The organism is Psychrobacillus sp. NPDC093180 (genome assembly GCF_044754065.1).
GTDB lineage: Bacteria > Bacillota > Bacilli > Bacillales_A > Planococcaceae > Psychrobacillus.
Map to the genome: position 1 here is coordinate 282,643 of NZ_JBIVOJ010000003.1, position 16,364 is coordinate 299,006.

Sequence of the window (16,364 nt, forward strand, 5' to 3'; positions counted from 1 at the left end):
ACTTAGCGTGAATTGTATTTTTTTTTGCAGATAAATGGTATGATGAAGTGGAGTACTAAAACAGAAAAGAGGGAACAAATTGAAAATTGCAATTTCTTCTGATCATGGTGGAAATAATCTTCGCAAGGAAATTATACAACAACTAGAAGAGCTCGGACTTTCTTATGAAGATTTTGGTCCAATGAGTGATGATTCTGTTGACTATCCTGACTATGCAATACCGGTAACAGAAGGTGTAGTAAGTGGGGAATTTGATCGTGGTATTTTAATTTGCGGTACAGGCATTGGTATGTCAATTGCGGCAAACAAAGTAAAAGGTATTAGATGTGCGTTAGTGCATGATGTATTTTCGGCAAAGGCAACAAGATGCCATAATGACTCAAACGTACTTGCAATGGGAGAACGAGTAATTGGTCCAGGACTTGCAAGAGAAATCGTTGCAACTTGGCTTGCACAAGATTTCGAAGGCGGACGCCATACGCGCCGTGTAGAAAAAATAACAGCTTTAGAAAACTGAGGAAGAAGGGGATTTTCAGATGGAAGCAAAAGATTTGTGGAAAGAGCAAATAGAACAGCTTCTGCTGGAAGTAGAGCAGCAAATTGACTTTCACGAAGATGATCTTTTTGTTGTCGGCTGTTCAACCTCAGAAATTATAGGGCAAAAAATAGGAACTGCCGGTGGTTTAGAAGTAGCGGAAATCTTATATGGACCATTGGAAGCATTTGCGAAGCGTAACAGTGTGCATTTAGCTTTTCAAGGCTGCGAGCATATCAATCGCGCTATAACACTGGAAAGAAAAACGCAAAGGCTTTATAGATTACCGGAAGTTTCTGTTATTCCAGTTGTTCGTGCAGGCGGCTCCATGTCTGCTTATGCGTACACACAATTCCAAGACCCAGTCGTAGTCGAGCATGTAAAGGCGCGTGCCGGCATTGATATAGGACAAACCCTTATTGGTATGCAACTGCAACCTGTAGCTGTTCCAATTCGCGTGTCCACAAAACAAATTGGGGGAGCAATCGTGACGATTGCAAACACACGTCCGAAACTAATTGGTGGAGAACGTGCATTTTACGGTTGATATTAGAGGAGGAAATGAGAAATGCAGAAAATTTTAGCACAAGATCCAGCGGTATACGAAGCGATGCTTGCGGAGAAAAAACGTCAACAATCCAATATCGAGTTAATCGCATCTGAAAACTTTGTATCCGAAGCAGTTATGGAAGCACAAGGTTCAGTTTTGACTAATAAATATGCAGAAGGCTACCCAGGTAAACGCTACTATGGTGGCTGTGAACATGTGGACGTAGTAGAAAATATTGCTCGTGATCGTTTGAAAGAAATTTTCGGAGCAGAGCATGCCAACGTACAACCCCATTCAGGTTCACAAGCGAATATGGCGGTTTACATGACAGCTTTGCAACCAGGTGACACAATTTTAGGAATGAATTTATCACATGGTGGGCATTTAACACACGGTTCCCCTGTAAACTTTAGTGGAATTCAATATAACTTCATCGAGTACGGTGTAAGTAAAGAGACAGAACTAATCGATTACGAAGAAGTTCGAGCAATTGCATTAGAGCACAAACCAAAAATGATCGTTGCAGGAGCTAGCGCATACTCACGTACAATAGACTTCGCTAAGTTCCGTGAAATTGCAGATGAAATCGGCGCATACCTATTTGTAGATATGGCTCATATTGCAGGGCTAGTTGCTGCAGGTCTTCATCCAAACCCAGTTCCACATGCTCATTTTGTAACATCAACAACACATAAAACATTACGTGGACCACGCGGAGGATTAATCTTAACAACTGAAGAATTCGCCAAGAAAATTGATAAAACAATTTTCCCTGGAATTCAAGGTGGTCCACTAATGCATGTGATCGCAGCAAAAGCAGTTGCATTTGGAGAAGCACAACAACCTGCATTCAAAGAATACCAAGCACAAGTGATCGCAAACGCTAAAACACTAGCAGATAGTTTAGTAGCAGAAGGTCTTCGTATCGTATCTGGTGGTACAGACAATCACGTAATGCTAGTAGACGTTTCTGCACTTGATCTTACAGGTAAAGTAGCTGAACACGTTCTGGACGAAGTTGGAATTACGGTTAACAAAAATACAATTCCTTATGAAACACAAAGTCCATTCATCACTTCTGGCGTTCGTCTTGGAACACCAGCGGTAACTTCTCGTGGATTCAAAGAAGAGGAAATGAAGGAAATTGCAGCAATCATTGCAAAACTACTGAAAAACCACGAAGACGCAGAAGTAATCCAAGAGGCAAAAGACCGCGTTGCAGCTCTAACAAATAAATATCCATTGTACAATTAATACAATAAATTGAAAGTAAGCTACTTTTTTTTCATAGAAAGGTAGCTTACTTTTTTTATGGTACATGCGCTTTCAGGAGACATGGGTTCCGCTCAATTTTTGCCAATAAGTGGTTTAACGGGACAAACTTCACTGTAAACACGACAAACCGGACAAGCAGATCCATTCCGGCACCCTGCAACTCCAAATCTCTAGCCGTATTTTGGATGGAATAAGACCATTTTGGAGAAGCTACATAAATAGTAAGATTTACAGAGGCGAAGATACTAATTTAGCGAGTAACTTTCCGACGCTAGAGGAGAAATCATAGAGGCCATTTAATCGAGCTATATTTTGGAACCACGGTCAAGAAATACTTTTTTACAAACTAATGACGCCAGTGTGAATAGACGCAATATTAAGATATGCTATTAGTAGTATGTTACCTGCGTTTTTTGTTATAATTAATAGAATTTTAAATAAAACCGCGAAGGAGACAAAAATATGCCAAAAGTATTTGTATTTGATCACCCCCTTATTCAACACAAACTAACATATATCCGCAATATCGAAACGGGAACGAAAGAATTCCGCGAACTTGTTGATGAAGTTGCTACACTAATGGCTTTCGAAATCACACGTGATTTACCGTTAGAGGAAACAGAAGTAAGAACTCCAGTACAAACAACGAAATCAAAAGTATTAGCAGGAAAGAAAATAGGAATCGTGCCTATTTTACGTGCAGGAATTGGGATGGTTGACGGAATCTTGAAATTAATCCCAGCGGCAAAAGTGGGACATGTCGGCCTTTACAGAGACCCAGAAACATTACAACCAGTGGAGTATTATGTAAAACTTCCAGCAGATGTGGCAGAACGTGATTTCATTTTAGTGGATCCGATGCTTGCAACAGGTGGTTCTGCAATTGAGGCAGTTAATTCTCTTAAAACCCGCGGTGCAACGAGCATTAAGTTTATGTGTTTAATTGCAGCTCCAGAAGGTGTAGAAGCATTACAAAAAGCCCATCCAGATGTAGATATTTACATAGCTGCACTTGATGAAAAATTAAATGACCATGGTTACATCGTACCAGGTTTAGGTGATGCTGGAGACCGTCTGTTCGGAACAAAATAAAAACTCTACCCTATTTAAGTGAAAAGCTAGTAATGAAAGTAGCTTGGCCATAAAAATGGTCTGCTGACAAGCAAGTAGTTTCCACATTTCTTTTAAATTTGTCAAACCGATGTCAAATAAGAAGTATTTGTGAAGTTTTTCACTCTTACCAATTGACATCAAATTGCCCCTATTGTATGCTTACAAAGGATGTCAATGATAGGGGTTTCATGCGCGAAACACCTTGTCACATCTACTTTCTACTAGATTCACAGTTTTTACTTAATGCAGGAAAACATGAGGATTCTATTTATGCGTCACACAAGACGTCCGTTACAAGGGATAGCATTATATTCAGCGATTCTCTCACAGCTTGTAGGTTCTATATTAATAGGAATATTCACAGGAATGTGGATAGACAAAACATATGGAACCACTCCAATTTTTTTAATAATTTGCTTACTACTAGGTCTTATGTCTGGTGTGTTAGCGCTTATTACTACCATTCGAAAATATAATTCAGGAGACTAATGAACAATGCTAGAAATGCAACGTATTTTTACGAAGCAGAAGAAATACATATTTTTTTTGCTCGCAGTATGTGCGGTAGGTTGGGGATTCACCCCATATTCGACAATTTTTGCAGGCTTAGCACTAGGTTCGTTGTTTGGTTTGTATAATTTCTGGATTCTAACTCGTAGAATGGAGAAATTTGATCGAGTGTTATCTGGTGAAAAAGGACGAGCAGGTTTAGGAACAGTATTCCGCTTTGGATCTGGTATTGCAGCTGTTGCAATTGCACTTGCCCTTCCACAATATATTCATCTTATTAGCACGGTAATTGGTTTAATGATTCCCTATGTTCTGCTTTTAGTAGAACGAGTTATGTTTCATTCAAAAAATCAGTAATGAGTATGTGAAAGAGAGGTGAACAAATCGTGGAACATGCAAATCCCACATTTAAGTTTCTAGGGATGTACGGTAACTGGTCCAACATTTTAATGCTTGCTGTTACTACACTCATCGTATTTTTGATCGCTTACATAGCGACAAGAAACTTGAAACTTAAGCCAACTGGTATGCAAAATTTCATGGAGTGGATTATGGACTTCGTGAAAGGCATTATTAAAAGTAACTTCGATTGGCAAACTGGTGGACGATTCCATATTCTTGGTATTACATTAATCATGTTTATCGCTGTAGCGAACGTACTAGGACTTCCGTTTTCTATTTCGTATGATGGAGTACTTTGGTGGAAATCTCCAACAGCAGATCCAACAGTAACAATGACACTAGCAGTAATGATTCTTCTATTAACGCACTATTATGGTATAAAAATGAAGGGCTTGTCGGAATATGGGAAAGACTTCTTAAAGCCACTACCATTCCTATTACCTTTAAAAATTATTGAAGAATTTGCAAACACGTTGACACTCGGTCTTCGTCTTTACGGTAACATCTATGCAGGAGAAGTTCTATTAGGACTACTTGCAGGCTTAGCAACAGGTTATGGCTTTTTCGGCTTTGTTGGTGCAATTATCCCAGCAATGGCATGGCAAGGTTTCTCTCTATTCATAGGCGGAATCCAAGCGTTCATTTTCGTTATGTTAACAATGGTGTATATGTCGCACAAAGTGTCGGCAGACCATTAATATAATTGCTTGATTTTTAAGCAAAATAAAACAAAACAACATTCCAAGGAGGAAATTAAACAATGGTAGGTTCAGTTGGTCTTTTAGCAGCAGCTATAGCAATCGGTTTAGGTGCACTTGGTGCAGGTATTGGTAACGGTCTAATCGTTTCAAAAACAGTAGAAGGTATCGCTCGTCAACCAGAAGCTCGTGGAGCTCTACAAACAGTTATGTTCATCGGGGTAGCATTAGTTGAGGCGATTCCAATCATCGCTGCAGTTATCGCGTTCATCGTATTAAACCAATAGTATAAATATAGACAAGTCTATAATGGCGGAAACTAATCCGCCATTCTCTTTATGAATTAGAAAACAATAATAAATTATTTACATGATAAAAGCAAGATTTTAAAAGCAAGATCTCTTAATAGCGTTTGAAAGGAGTGAAACAATCGTGTCTTTTGATTACCTAGTCCTTGGTGCTAGTGGCCATGACGGATTAAACATTTGGGATATCATCGCTACACTATTCTTCTTCTTATTACTTATGGCTCTTTTGAAGAAAGTAGCATGGGGTCCACTTATGGGAATTATGACTCAACGTGAAGAGTTGATCGCAAGTGAAATCGAAGCAGCTGAAAATAGTCGCCAAGAATCACAGCGTTTACTTGAAGAACAACGTGACTTACTAAAAGAAGCGCGTACAGAAGCATTAGCGATTGTTGAAAATGCGAAGAAGCAAGGAGAAGCATCTCGTGAAGATATTATCACGACTGCTCGTACCGAAGCTGTGCGTTTGAAAGAATCAGCTGTTCGTGAAATCGAGACAGAAAAAGAAAGAGCGATTGCAGCAGTACGACAAGAAGTAGTTTCACTTTCTGTACTTGCAGCGTCGAAAGTTCTTGAAAAAGAAGTTTCGGAAGAAGATAATCGTGCGCTAATCGAGGCAACGATTGCGAAGGCAGGGGAAGCTAATTGAGTAATTCAACTGCAGCAAAACGATACGCAATCGCATTATTCGAGCTAGCACAACAAAAAAACGAAATTCCATCTGTTGAAAATGATTTACGTGAACTTAAGCTTGTTTGGAATGGCAACAAAGAAGTGAAGACATTATTCACTTCACCGAAGCTATCACTAGATAAGAAAAAATCGTTAATCCGTGAGATTTTCAAAGATGCTAATCCGATTGTGATTAATACACTTTTAGTATTGATCGATAAGAAAAGATTAGGTGAAGTATCAGATATTATTACTGAATTTATGGCGCTTTCGAACGATGCACAAGGCATTGCGGACGCAAAAGTATATACGACTCGCGAGTTATCAGAACAAGAACGTGCAAACGTTTCAGCTGTATTTGCGAAAAATGTCGGAAAACAATCTTTACGTATTCAAAACATTGTAGATCCATCCATTATTGGTGGAATGCGTGTTCAAATCGGAAACCGCATTTACGACAGCAGTCTTAGCACGAAGCTAGATCGTTTAAAACGTAATTTGATCGGTTAATATTATGAATTTTGAGAGGTGACATACATGAGCATCAAAGCTGAAGAAATCAGTGTCTTGATTAAACAGCAGATTGAGAATTATGAATCTGAGATGAAAGTTAGCGATGTTGGTACAGTTATCAAAATTGGTGACGGTATTGCCCTTGCTCATGGCCTCGACAACGTCATGGCTGGAGAACTTTTAGAATTCTCAACTGGTGTTTTAGGTATGGCACAAAACTTGGAAGCGAACAACGTTGGTATCGTTATCCTTGGACCATACACTGACATCAAAGAAGGCGATGAAGTACGTCGAACTGGCCGTATTATGGAAGTTCCTGTAGGGAAAGAATTGATTGGTCGCGTAGTAAACCCACTTGGCCAACCAGTCGATGGACTAGGTCCTATCGCAACTACAAAAACTCGTCCAATCGAAAGTCCTGCACAAGGGGTTATGGCACGTAAATCTGTTCATGAACCACTTCAAACAGGTATTAAAGCGATTGACGCACTTGTTCCTATCGGTCGTGGTCAACGTGAGTTAATCATCGGTGACCGTCAAACAGGTAAAACAACTGTAGCAATTGATACAATCCTTAACCAAGCAGACCAAAACATGATCTGTGTTTACGTTGCAATCGGTCAAAAAGAATCGACTGTACGTAATGTAGTTGAAACACTTCGTAAAAAAGGTGCGTTAGACTATACAATCGTTGTTACTGCATCAGCATCACAACCAGCTCCATTATTATACTTAGCTCCTTATGCGGGTGTAACTATGGCAGAAGAATTTATGTTCGAAGGCAAGCACGTGTTAATCGTTTATGATGATTTATCTAAACAAGCTGCTGCTTACCGTGAACTTTCATTACTTCTTCGTCGTCCTCCAGGTCGTGAAGCATATCCAGGGGATGTATTCTACTTACACAGCCGTTTACTAGAGCGCGCTGCGAAGTTAAATGAAACACTTGGTGCAGGTTCAATCACTGCATTACCGTTCGTTGAAACGCAAGCTGGGGATATCTCTGCTTATATTCCAACAAACGTAATCTCAATTACAGATGGTCAAATCTTCTTACAATCTGACCTATTCTTCTCGGGTGTACGTCCAGCGATCAATGCTGGTTTATCCGTATCTCGTGTAGGTGGTTCAGCTCAAATTAAGGCAATGAAAAAAGTTGCGGGTACACTACGTCTAGACTTAGCTGCATACCGTGAACTAGAAGCATTCTCTCAATTTGGATCAGATCTTGACGCTGCAACTCAAGCAAAACTTAACCGTGGTATGCGTACAGTAGAAGTATTAAAACAAGACTTGAATAACCCAATCAAAGTGGAAAAACAAGTTATGATTTTATACGCTCTAACTCGTGGCCATTTAGATGATATTCCAGTAAAAGATGTTACTCGTTTCGAGACAGAACTTAATAGCTGGTTAGATTCAAACCACACAAACGTTTTAGATCATATTCGTACGACTAAAGACCTTCCTTCAGATGAAGATATGTCAAATGCAATCAATGCATTTAAAAAGACTTTCGCTAAATCTGAGTAATTCTAAAGTCTAAGTGAAAAAAAACGATAAGGTGGTGAAATACCAGTGGCATCATTACGCGATATTAAAGGTAAAATTACGTCAACAAAGAAAACAAGTCAAATTACGAAAGCTATGCAAATGGTTTCAGCTTCTAAATTGAATCGTGCAGAGGAAAATGCGAAAGCATACGTTCCTTACATGACGAAAATTCAAGAAGTAGTAGGTGCAATTGCAACAGGAACAAGCGATGGAGCGCATCCAATGCTAACTTCTCGTCCTGTGAAAAAGACTGCATATCTTGTTATAACGGCGGATCGTGGCTTAGCAGGTGCGTATAATAGTAATATTATTCGTGCAGCAGCAAATAGCATAGCGGAGCGACATTCTTCGAAGGATGAGTATGTTATCTTTGCAATTGGTCGTATGGGACGTGACTTCTTCGTGAAACGTGGTTCGAATGTAATCGGAGATGTAATAGGTTTACCAGACCAACCTGCTTTTTCTGATATTAAAGAAATAGCGCGCAGAGCTGTTGGTATGTTCACGGATGGTACATATGATGAACTTTATATGTACTATAACCACTTTGTCAGTGCCATCTCTAGTGAAGTTACAGAGAAAAAGGTACTGCCACTTACGGATCTTGCAGTAGAAACAGGCACAACTGCTTCTTATGAATTCGATCCTTCAGCTGAAGCGATTCTAGAAGTGTTACTTCCACAATATGCGGAAAGCCTAATTTTTGGTGCATTACTCGATGGTAAAGCAAGTGAACATGCTATGCGTATGTCCGCGATGAAGTCTGCAACAGACAACGCAACTGACTTAATTGGTAACTTAACATTAGTTTATAACCGAGCACGACAAGCAGCAATTACGCAAGAAATTACGGAAATTGTCGGCGGTGCAGCGGCTCTTGAATAGTCTATGAAAGAAAGTAAGACAGGAGGGAACAGTAGTGAACAAAGGACAAGTACTACAAGTAATGGGTCCAGTTGTTGACGTTAAGTTTGACAACGGACAATTACCAGCTATTTATAACGCTTTAACTGTAGCGATTGAACGTCCAAACGAAGCGCCTACTACGTTAACGCTAGAAGTAGCTTTACACTTAGGAGATGACGCTGTTCGTACTATTGCAATGGCATCAACTGATGGTCTTAAGCGCGGTACGGAAGTAATTGATGCTGGTGCAGCGATTTCTGTTCCTGTTGGTGACGTAACACTAGGACGTGTATTCAACGTATTAGGTGAAGTTATCGACTTAGGAGAAGAAATTTCAGTGAATGATCGTCGTGATCCAATTCACCGTTCAGCTCCAACATTTGAAAATCTTTCAACAGAAGTTGAAATTCTTGAAACAGGTATTAAAGTAGTAGACCTTCTTGCTCCATATATTAAAGGTGGTAAAATTGGTCTATTCGGTGGTGCCGGTGTAGGGAAAACAGTTCTTATCCAAGAACTTATCAATAACATCGCCCAAGAACACGGTGGTATTTCGGTATTCGCTGGTGTTGGTGAGCGTACACGTGAAGGAAACGACTTATTCCATGAGATGAGCGATTCTGGCGTTATTAAGAAAACAGCAATGGTATTCGGTCAAATGAACGAGCCACCTGGAGCACGTATGCGTGTTGCATTAACTGGTCTTACAATGGCTGAATATTTCCGTGATGAACAAGGTGCAGACGTACTATTATTCATCGACAACATTTTCCGTTTTACACAAGCTGGTTCGGAAGTATCCGCACTATTAGGTCGTATGCCTTCTGCTGCTGGTTACCAACCAACACTTGCAACGGAAATGGGTCAATTACAAGAGCGTATCACGTCTACTAATACTGGTTCGGTTACATCTATCCAAGCGATCTATGTACCAGCCGATGACTATACGGATCCAGCTCCAGCAACAACATTTGCTCACTTAGATGCAACAACAAACCTAGAGCGTAAATTATCTGAGATGGGTATCTACCCAGCTGTGGATCCTTTAGCTTCTTCTTCTCGTGCGCTTTCACCAGAAATCGTAGGGCAAGAGCATTATGAAGTAGCACGCCAAGTGCAATATACTTTACAACGCTACAGAGAGCTACAAGATATCATTGCAATCTTAGGTATGGATGAATTAGGGGACGATGACAAATTAACGGTTAACCGTGCGCGTCGTATTCAGTTCTACCTATCTCAAAACTTCCACGTTGCGGAACAATTTACTGGTCAAAAAGGTTCATACGTTCCAGTTAAAGAAACAGTTCAAGGATTTAAACAAATTCTTGAAGGACAATATGATCACCTTCCAGAGGATGCTTTCCGTCTAGTTGGACGTATTGAAGAAGTAGTTGAAAAAGCGAAAAGCATGGGCGTAGAAGTATAATAAATCGGACCAGGAGGTAAAAATATGAAGACACTTACAGTCAATATTGTCACTCCCGACGGCCCGGTATACGATTCTCAAGTCGACATGATCATCGCTAAAACAGCATCCGGTGAAATCGGTATTTTACCTGGACATATTCCAACAGTTGCGCCACTTGTTATAGGTGCCGTTAAACTGAAAAAAGATGGGAAATCCGAGTACGTAGCAGTAAACGGCGGATTTGTTGAAGTTCGTCCTGAAAAGGTTTCGATTCTAACACAATCAGCTGAAGTTGCTTCCAATATCGATGTAGCTCGTGCTAAAGAATCGATGAAACGTGCAGAACAACGTCTTCAAGGAAAAGCAGATGCAACAGATTTTAATCGTGCAGAACTTTCATTGAAACGTGCGATGAATCGTATCAACGTTTATGAGGGTAACATTTAACTATATTTTGTATTATGGAACGGGCAGATAAAGTTCTGCCCGTTTTTTCTTGAATACATAGTTTGTGATGTTATAATACTAATCTAGTGTTTTATTCGTAACTAACTAGTAAGTGAAGGAAAACAAAATGGAGGACGATGAAAAATGAGTTTATTAAATAGCGAACAAGCAGTACTTGCGATTTTAGCAAATATTTTTTTTATCGGAATTTCTTTTTATGCATTACAGGCACTTATGCTGGACAGAATAATTAAAAAGAATCATGTGTTTCAAGCACAGCTTTTATTCATTTTGGCTAGCATTACAATAGGCTCAACTGTCGCAAATTTTTTCTTGAACCTTACTGCATGGTCAGATCAATTACAATTTTTATTTAATTAAAAAAACAGATCCTATATGCTCATGCAAATATTGGACAAGTTTGTATGAGCATGTAGAATCTGCTCGTATTTCCTGGGAAATAGTTTGTCGAATAGGTTTTAGTCAAAGCTTTAGAGGGTACTAAAAATTATCTACACGAAAAGCCTGGGTATTACGTATAATAGAACAAGAAAATATACTGAATTAGACATTGAAAATAGTGTTTTTGATGCTTGTATATAGTCGAATTACGTTGTATGATGAATATTGTTTTGAATACCTAAATATGACATCATACATATTTCTTTTATATAAAGCAAATGAGGATAAGAACGCGGAGGGAACGAAGTGGATAAAATCATTGTTAAAGGTGGCCAAACGTTAAACGGGAAAGTTAGAGTAGAAGGTGCAAAAAATGCAGTTCTACCAGTACTTGCTGCGGCATTGCTCGCTACAAACGGAAAAAACGTTATTAAAGATGTGCCTACACTTGCAGATGTTTTGACAATAAACGAGGTTTTAAAAAGTTTAAATACAGAAGTAGTATATAATCCGGAGAAGAATGAAGTGATTATTGATTCACAAAATAGACTTTCGAGTGAAGCTCAATTTGAGTATGTGCGCAAAATGCGTGCATCTATTCTTGTAATGGGTCCTATTTTGGCGCGCAATGGTTTTGCTCGTGTTGCGCTACCTGGAGGCTGTGCGATTGGATCACGTCCAATTGATCAGCATTTAAAAGGATTTGAAGCAATGGGTGCTGAAATTTCTTTTGGTAATGGCTTTGTTGAAGCAAAAACAAATGGTCGTTTACAAGGTGCTAAAATTTATCTAGATGTACCAAGCGTCGGTGCAACAGAAAATATTATGACAGCAGCAGCTCTTGCAAAAGGCACTACTGTTATCGAAAATGCTGCAAAAGAACCGGAAATTGTCGATTTAGCTAACTTCATCAACGAAATGGGAGGTAAAGTCAAAGGTGCTGGTACAGATACAATTCGTATCGAAGGAGTAAATGAACTTCACGGCACAGAACACCATATCATCCCAGATCGTATAGAAGCAGGTACTTTTATGGTAGCAGCAGCTATTACAAAAGGTGATGTAATTATCGAAAATGCCGTACCTGAGCATATGACTGCTCTAATTTCGAAAATGCAAGAAATGGGTGTTGAAATCACAGAAGAGGAACAGGGACTTCGTGTGAAAGCTAGTGGCGATTTAAAATCTGTTGATATTAAAACAATGCCGCATCCTGGTTTCCCAACTGATATGCAATCACAAATGATGGCATTAATGATGACTGCACACGGAACTGGTATTATTACAGAAACGGTTTTTGAAAATCGTTTTATGCACGTAGAAGAATTCCGCCGCATGAATGGCAACATGAAAATTGAAGGACGTTCCGTTATCATGGAATCTCCATCTAATCTTCAAGGTGCAGAAGTCGGTGCAACAGACTTACGTGCAGCAGCAGCATTAATCATCGCAGGCTTAGTTGCCAATGGTATCACACGTGTAACAGAACTATATCATTTAGATCGTGGTTATGTGGACTTCGACAAGAAGCTTGCAGCACTTGGTGCAGACATCGAACGTATTGGAACAGAGAACCCTGAAAAAGCAATACAATTTGTGTAATATTATATGTAGAGCATTATTCATGTATTCGTGAATAGTGCTTTTTTTGTGTTTGATTGCTTTTGATTGGGAACTGGTTGCGTTCGCTAGGGGATTGGTTGCTTTCGGTTGCATACTAGTTGCTTTGAGGCGGATACAAGTTGCTGTCACAGTAAGTTTGGTTGCCCTTTGCCAAATATTAGAAGACGAGCCTCTTTTTCCGAACGCCTAGCTACTAATGTACTTGTTATTTTTAGTTGGTTGCTCTGATCGAAGAATTGGTTTCTTTGACCAGAGCTTTGATTGCTCTCGGCTGCATACTAGTTGCTTTGAGACGGATACTGGTTGCTGCCACAGTCAGTTTGATTGCCCTTTGCCATATATTAGACGACGAGCCACTTTTTCTGAATGTCCAGCTACTAAGTACTTATTATTTTTAGTTGGTTGCTCTAGTCGAAGAATTGGTTGCTTTGATTGGAGCTTTGATTGCTTTCGGCTGCATACTAGTTGCTTTGAGGTGGATACTGGTTGCTGTCACAGTCAGATTGGTTGCCCTTTGCCACTTATTAGAAGATAAGCTACTTGATTTTCCTACTGGGCCACATTATTTATCAAAATTCATCGTATATTTTCTGCTTCGGGACTGTCCTGTTTTGATTAGCATGGGATTGTTTAAAATTTTTGTTGCCTCATACTTATTGTTCAGCTGTAAATATTGTTGGCATTCCCGATTAGATATTGTGCTTTTATAGATGAGAAAATAATCTTTTAGTGCGGATTCGTGTGCATAACGATGAGAGGATTTGCATTTTGGGCAATACCAATTTCTAATTACTTTTTTCATTCCAATCAATCCACAATGCAAACATTCAACTCCTTTTCGAAGTGAGCTGGGATTTATATCAAAATGATTGGTTAAGGGAAATGGATGAAAATCGATATTTTCTTTTAGAAGTAAATACTTTAAGTTTTCTAGCTGTGCGGGAGATAGAATGCAAGGACTAGCTTTGAGTTTCCGTATATAAGGTTTGATTCCTCTTCGGAATAATATCGTTTTATTTCGTGGAGGGTCTTTAATAATGCTAGAAGAAAAGGGGAAAACGACGGCGCTAAAGACAGGTAATGAAATATGATTTGCTTGAAAGAGTCGTTTCAATTGGATTTCGTATTCTTCTAATTGAAGAAATGGATTGTCAAAAGCATGTGTTTCCTTTGTTGCAAGTGTTCTAATCATTTGTTGATCTGTAAATGTAATTTCTCCTTTAATATTTTTTACTTCTAAAATTATCGCATAGTATTGGGTAATAATTAGTATATCCATTTGAAAAAGAGTTTCGGAATCCAACAATACATCATGGAAAATGTAGAAATTATACGGTAAATCTAGCTGCTCTATCACTTTCATCACAGCTTCCTCTCCAATATTACCAGCAGCTATTTGATAGTATTCCTCCTGAATCTTAGAAAATTTTAAATGGTTTTTAGGAGTTCTTTTATATAGAGCCTGCAAAGCTTCTGCATATAGCGAAGCCGAATAGTTTTTGGCTATCATCATATCACCTCGCAAATAGCTTAGCATAATCTATGGGAAAATTAGAAACTGCAGTAACAGCGTTTTGGCATTGTTTTTTACAAGGGAATGAAGTAGAAATTGCATTCCGAATGGAAACAAGCATCAAAAAATCAATTTTGCCATAAATTTTTTTATATTGGTTGTTTTCGTCATTTAAATAGTCGCCCTTCGCCGATATTTGTTAATAATTCAGTTCGACCTTCACTGTACGCGAAAAAATCCACTCATGAGAACTCCCTCCTTAGCATATAGTTGTCCCATGAAACAAAATATCCTACTACTAATCCTATGCATCGGTCTTTTGTTATTACCCTTTTTATTAATCAAAGAAAAGCATGACGCTAAACCTGCACCAGTAGTCGATAAAGTATTAGAAGTAGACTGCCCAATACTAATAGAAGTGGAAGGGGTCAAGGAGAAAATTCCTCTTGAAACATACGTACTAGGTGTCGTGGCTGCAGAAATGCCTGTTTCCTTCCATGAAGAAGCGTTAAAGGCGCAATCTATCGCGGCAAGGACGTATGTGCTAAGAGAAACAAACTATGGGGAAAAGTCGATCGACAAAACAGTGCAAAAACAAGTATACGCAACAATTGAAGACCGCAAGAAGAAATGGGGGGCCTCCTTCGAAGCATATGAGGACAAGCTTCAAAAGGTTATCGCAGCAACAGAAGGAGAAATTATTGTTTACCAAGATCAATTGATCACTGCTATGTTCTTTTCTTCTAGTAACGGCCAAACAGAAAGCGCGGAAAATTACAGTGGATATGCAATTCCTTATTTAGTCTCCGTACAAAGCGAGGCGGAAGAACAATATGCACCGAATGTAAAGAAGCAATTTGAGTTCACCCAAAGAGAGTGGGCAAAGGCTTTTGGTATAAAGTGGTCTTCTAACATAGCAACTAGTTTTCAAGTTACAAAGACAGATACAAATCGCGTGGAGTCGATTCAAATGAACGGCAAGACATGGACTGGTAGAGAAGTTAGAGCTCTACTTGGACTACCTTCCACTGATTTCACAGTAACTTTTCAGAATGATAAAGTGGTAGTAAACACTGTGGGATATGGGCATGGGGTAGGGATGAGCCAGTACGGGGCCGAGGTGCTTGCGAACAATAACGTAAGTGCTCACGACATTTTATTGCACTATTATAAAGGAACAGAAATAAAAAGTTTTTCAGCATGTTTAAAATCTCCTTGATTTGCCAACAATGCAATTGAGGTGATGAAAATGAGAGAAGAACAATCAAACAAGACTTCTCAGAAGAAGAAAAACAATCCGAAAAAGCCATGGTTTTGGCCACTAGTGTATACTGGTTTTTCGGTAGCATTCGTAGGAATGATTTGGGGGTACAATGTCTATGTGAGCAATGATTCAGCAGAGGATGCTGAATGGAGCAAAACTGGTGAAGAACCTGATAAAGTAGCAATTGAAACAAATGCTCAAACAGAAACGCTGAAATATCCATTTGAAGAAGCACTGTTTGACAAAGTGGAAGTTGTACAACATTATTACGACATGGAAGCTGATGAAACGACTCGTGAAAAATCACTACTCGTATTCAATCAAACTTACAGAACAAGCACAGGTGTCTCCCTATCTATGAATAGCGAACCTTTCGAAGTAGTAGCTGCTATGAGTGGAAAAGTAGAAGAGGTAAATTTAGATCCATTTGTAGGAGATGAAATTGTCTTATCACATGCAAATGGTATGCAAACAAAATATCGCTCAGTCACTGGCATTCTAGTAAAAGTTGGAGACGAAGTAGAACAAGGGCAACCTCTTGCATCTACATCAGAGAATGAATGGAATCCAACAGCAGGTAACCACTTGCAATTTGAAGTACTTGAAAACGGCGTACTTGTTAATCCGGAATCATTACTAGCTTTTTAATTCATAATACCTTATACGTA

The 16,364-nt window shown here is 39.1% G+C and carries 19 protein-coding genes; 18 read left to right on the forward strand and 1 reads right to left on the reverse strand.

Going from position 1 to position 16,364, the window contains the following annotated elements; translation table 11 throughout:
- Positions 1–79: 79 nt before the first annotated feature.
- The 16 genes from rpiB (at position 80) to murA (ending at position 12,898) form a co-directional block, all read left to right on the forward strand.
- Positions 80–517, forward strand: a complete 438-nt coding sequence (gene rpiB / locus ACIP9W_RS06830) for a ribose 5-phosphate isomerase B (protein WP_282242976.1) — start codon at positions 80–82, stop codon at positions 515–517.
- Between the two features lie 19 nt (positions 518–536).
- Complete coding sequence (locus ACIP9W_RS06835; protein WP_400787513.1) at positions 537–1,082, forward strand: TIGR01440 family protein; 546 nt, start codon at positions 537–539, stop codon at positions 1,080–1,082.
- Between the two features lie 21 nt (positions 1,083–1,103).
- A complete protein-coding gene (gene glyA, locus ACIP9W_RS06840) occupies positions 1,104–2,339 on the forward strand; it encodes a serine hydroxymethyltransferase (protein WP_400787515.1) in 1,236 nt (411 codons plus the stop codon).
- Between the two features lie 483 nt (positions 2,340–2,822).
- Positions 2,823–3,452: a uracil phosphoribosyltransferase gene (gene upp / locus ACIP9W_RS06845; protein ID WP_142537930.1), complete on the forward strand. Its 630-nt coding sequence runs from the start codon at positions 2,823–2,825 to the stop codon at positions 3,450–3,452.
- 291 nt (positions 3,453–3,743) lie between these two features.
- A complete protein-coding gene (locus ACIP9W_RS06850; RefSeq protein ID WP_282242973.1) occupies positions 3,744–3,962 on the forward strand; it encodes an AtpZ/AtpI family protein in 219 nt (72 codons plus the stop codon).
- A 6-nt stretch (positions 3,963–3,968) separates the two neighbouring features.
- Positions 3,969–4,340 (forward strand): ATP synthase subunit I, encoded by a 372-nt coding sequence (locus ACIP9W_RS06855; protein WP_282242972.1) that lies wholly within the window; start codon positions 3,969–3,971, stop codon positions 4,338–4,340.
- Positions 4,341–4,369: 29 nt separating this feature from the next.
- On the forward strand, positions 4,370–5,083 hold the full coding sequence (gene atpB / locus ACIP9W_RS06860; protein ID WP_142537927.1) for a F0F1 ATP synthase subunit A: 714 nt from the start codon (positions 4,370–4,372) through the stop codon (positions 5,081–5,083).
- A gap of 62 nt (positions 5,084–5,145) precedes the next feature.
- The gene (gene atpE, locus ACIP9W_RS06865) at positions 5,146–5,370 is read left to right on the forward strand and encodes a F0F1 ATP synthase subunit C (RefSeq protein WP_142537926.1); all 225 of its coding nucleotides are present in this window, start codon (positions 5,146–5,148) and stop codon (positions 5,368–5,370) included.
- A gap of 145 nt (positions 5,371–5,515) precedes the next feature.
- Positions 5,516–6,040 carry a F0F1 ATP synthase subunit B gene (atpF, locus tag ACIP9W_RS06870; protein WP_400787522.1) on the forward strand — a complete coding sequence of 175 codons (525 nt, stop codon included), beginning with the start codon at positions 5,516–5,518 and terminating at the stop codon, positions 6,038–6,040.
- Entirely contained in the window at positions 6,037–6,573 is a 537-nt protein-coding gene (locus tag ACIP9W_RS06875; RefSeq protein WP_282242970.1) for a F0F1 ATP synthase subunit delta, read from the forward strand. Before atpF ends, ACIP9W_RS06875 begins: the two co-directional genes overlap by 4 nt.
- Before the next feature lie 27 nt (positions 6,574–6,600).
- Positions 6,601–8,109: a F0F1 ATP synthase subunit alpha gene (gene atpA / locus ACIP9W_RS06880; protein ID WP_142537923.1), complete on the forward strand. Its 1,509-nt coding sequence runs from the start codon at positions 6,601–6,603 to the stop codon at positions 8,107–8,109.
- Between the two features lie 45 nt (positions 8,110–8,154).
- The gene (atpG, locus tag ACIP9W_RS06885; RefSeq protein WP_400787526.1) at positions 8,155–9,015 is read left to right on the forward strand and encodes an ATP synthase F1 subunit gamma; all 861 of its coding nucleotides are present in this window, start codon (positions 8,155–8,157) and stop codon (positions 9,013–9,015) included.
- A gap of 34 nt (positions 9,016–9,049) precedes the next feature.
- Entirely contained in the window at positions 9,050–10,465 is a 1,416-nt protein-coding gene (atpD, locus tag ACIP9W_RS06890) for a F0F1 ATP synthase subunit beta (protein WP_282242968.1), read from the forward strand.
- A 24-nt stretch (positions 10,466–10,489) separates the two neighbouring features.
- Complete coding sequence (locus ACIP9W_RS06895) at positions 10,490–10,894, forward strand: F0F1 ATP synthase subunit epsilon (RefSeq protein ID WP_142537920.1); 405 nt, start codon at positions 10,490–10,492, stop codon at positions 10,892–10,894.
- A gap of 144 nt (positions 10,895–11,038) precedes the next feature.
- Positions 11,039–11,275 (forward strand): DUF1146 family protein, encoded by a 237-nt coding sequence (locus ACIP9W_RS06900; protein WP_282242967.1) that lies wholly within the window; start codon positions 11,039–11,041, stop codon positions 11,273–11,275.
- A gap of 327 nt (positions 11,276–11,602) precedes the next feature.
- A complete protein-coding gene (gene murA / locus ACIP9W_RS06905) occupies positions 11,603–12,898 on the forward strand; it encodes a UDP-N-acetylglucosamine 1-carboxyvinyltransferase (RefSeq protein ID WP_282242966.1) in 1,296 nt (431 codons plus the stop codon).
- Positions 12,899–13,481: 583 nt separating this feature from the next.
- On the opposite strand, the gene ACIP9W_RS06910 is transcribed toward murA, so the two are convergent.
- Positions 13,482–14,432 carry a nuclease-related domain-containing protein gene (locus ACIP9W_RS06910; protein WP_400787532.1) on the reverse strand — a complete coding sequence of 317 codons (951 nt, stop codon included), beginning with the start codon at positions 14,430–14,432 and terminating at the stop codon, positions 13,482–13,484.
- Between the two features lie 277 nt (positions 14,433–14,709).
- Between ACIP9W_RS06910 and spoIID the strand changes: the two genes are divergently transcribed.
- Both spoIID and ACIP9W_RS06920 read left to right on the forward strand, forming a co-directional pair.
- Complete coding sequence (gene spoIID, locus ACIP9W_RS06915; protein ID WP_400787534.1) at positions 14,710–15,651, forward strand: stage II sporulation protein D; 942 nt, start codon at positions 14,710–14,712, stop codon at positions 15,649–15,651.
- 30 nt (positions 15,652–15,681) lie between these two features.
- Positions 15,682–16,344, forward strand: a complete 663-nt coding sequence (locus ACIP9W_RS06920) for a peptidoglycan DD-metalloendopeptidase family protein (RefSeq protein WP_400787537.1) — start codon at positions 15,682–15,684, stop codon at positions 16,342–16,344.
- Positions 16,345–16,364 lie beyond the last annotated feature (20 nt).

Coding starts and splice junctions, on each gene's coding strand:
- ACIP9W_RS06835 (WP_400787513.1), top strand. CDS start 537: ATGGAAGCAAAAGATTTGTGGAAAGAGCAAATAGAACAGCTTCTGCTG.
- glyA (WP_400787515.1), top strand. CDS start 1,104: ATGCAGAAAATTTTAGCACAAGATCCAGCGGTATACGAAGCGATGCTT.
- upp (WP_142537930.1), top strand. CDS start 2,823: ATGCCAAAAGTATTTGTATTTGATCACCCCCTTATTCAACACAAACTA.
- ACIP9W_RS06850 (WP_282242973.1), top strand. CDS start 3,744: ATGCGTCACACAAGACGTCCGTTACAAGGGATAGCATTATATTCAGCG.
- ACIP9W_RS06855 (WP_282242972.1), top strand. CDS start 3,969: ATGCTAGAAATGCAACGTATTTTTACGAAGCAGAAGAAATACATATTT.
- atpE (WP_142537926.1), top strand. CDS start 5,146: ATGGTAGGTTCAGTTGGTCTTTTAGCAGCAGCTATAGCAATCGGTTTA.
- atpA (WP_142537923.1), top strand. CDS start 6,601: ATGAGCATCAAAGCTGAAGAAATCAGTGTCTTGATTAAACAGCAGATT.
- ACIP9W_RS06895 (WP_142537920.1), top strand. CDS start 10,490: ATGAAGACACTTACAGTCAATATTGTCACTCCCGACGGCCCGGTATAC.
- ACIP9W_RS06900 (WP_282242967.1), top strand. CDS start 11,039: ATGAGTTTATTAAATAGCGAACAAGCAGTACTTGCGATTTTAGCAAAT.
- ACIP9W_RS06910 (WP_400787532.1), bottom strand. CDS start 14,432: ATGATGATAGCCAAAAACTATTCGGCTTCGCTATATGCAGAAGCTTTG.
- spoIID (WP_400787534.1), top strand. CDS start 14,710: ATGAAACAAAATATCCTACTACTAATCCTATGCATCGGTCTTTTGTTA.
- ACIP9W_RS06920 (WP_400787537.1), top strand. CDS start 15,682: ATGAGAGAAGAACAATCAAACAAGACTTCTCAGAAGAAGAAAAACAAT.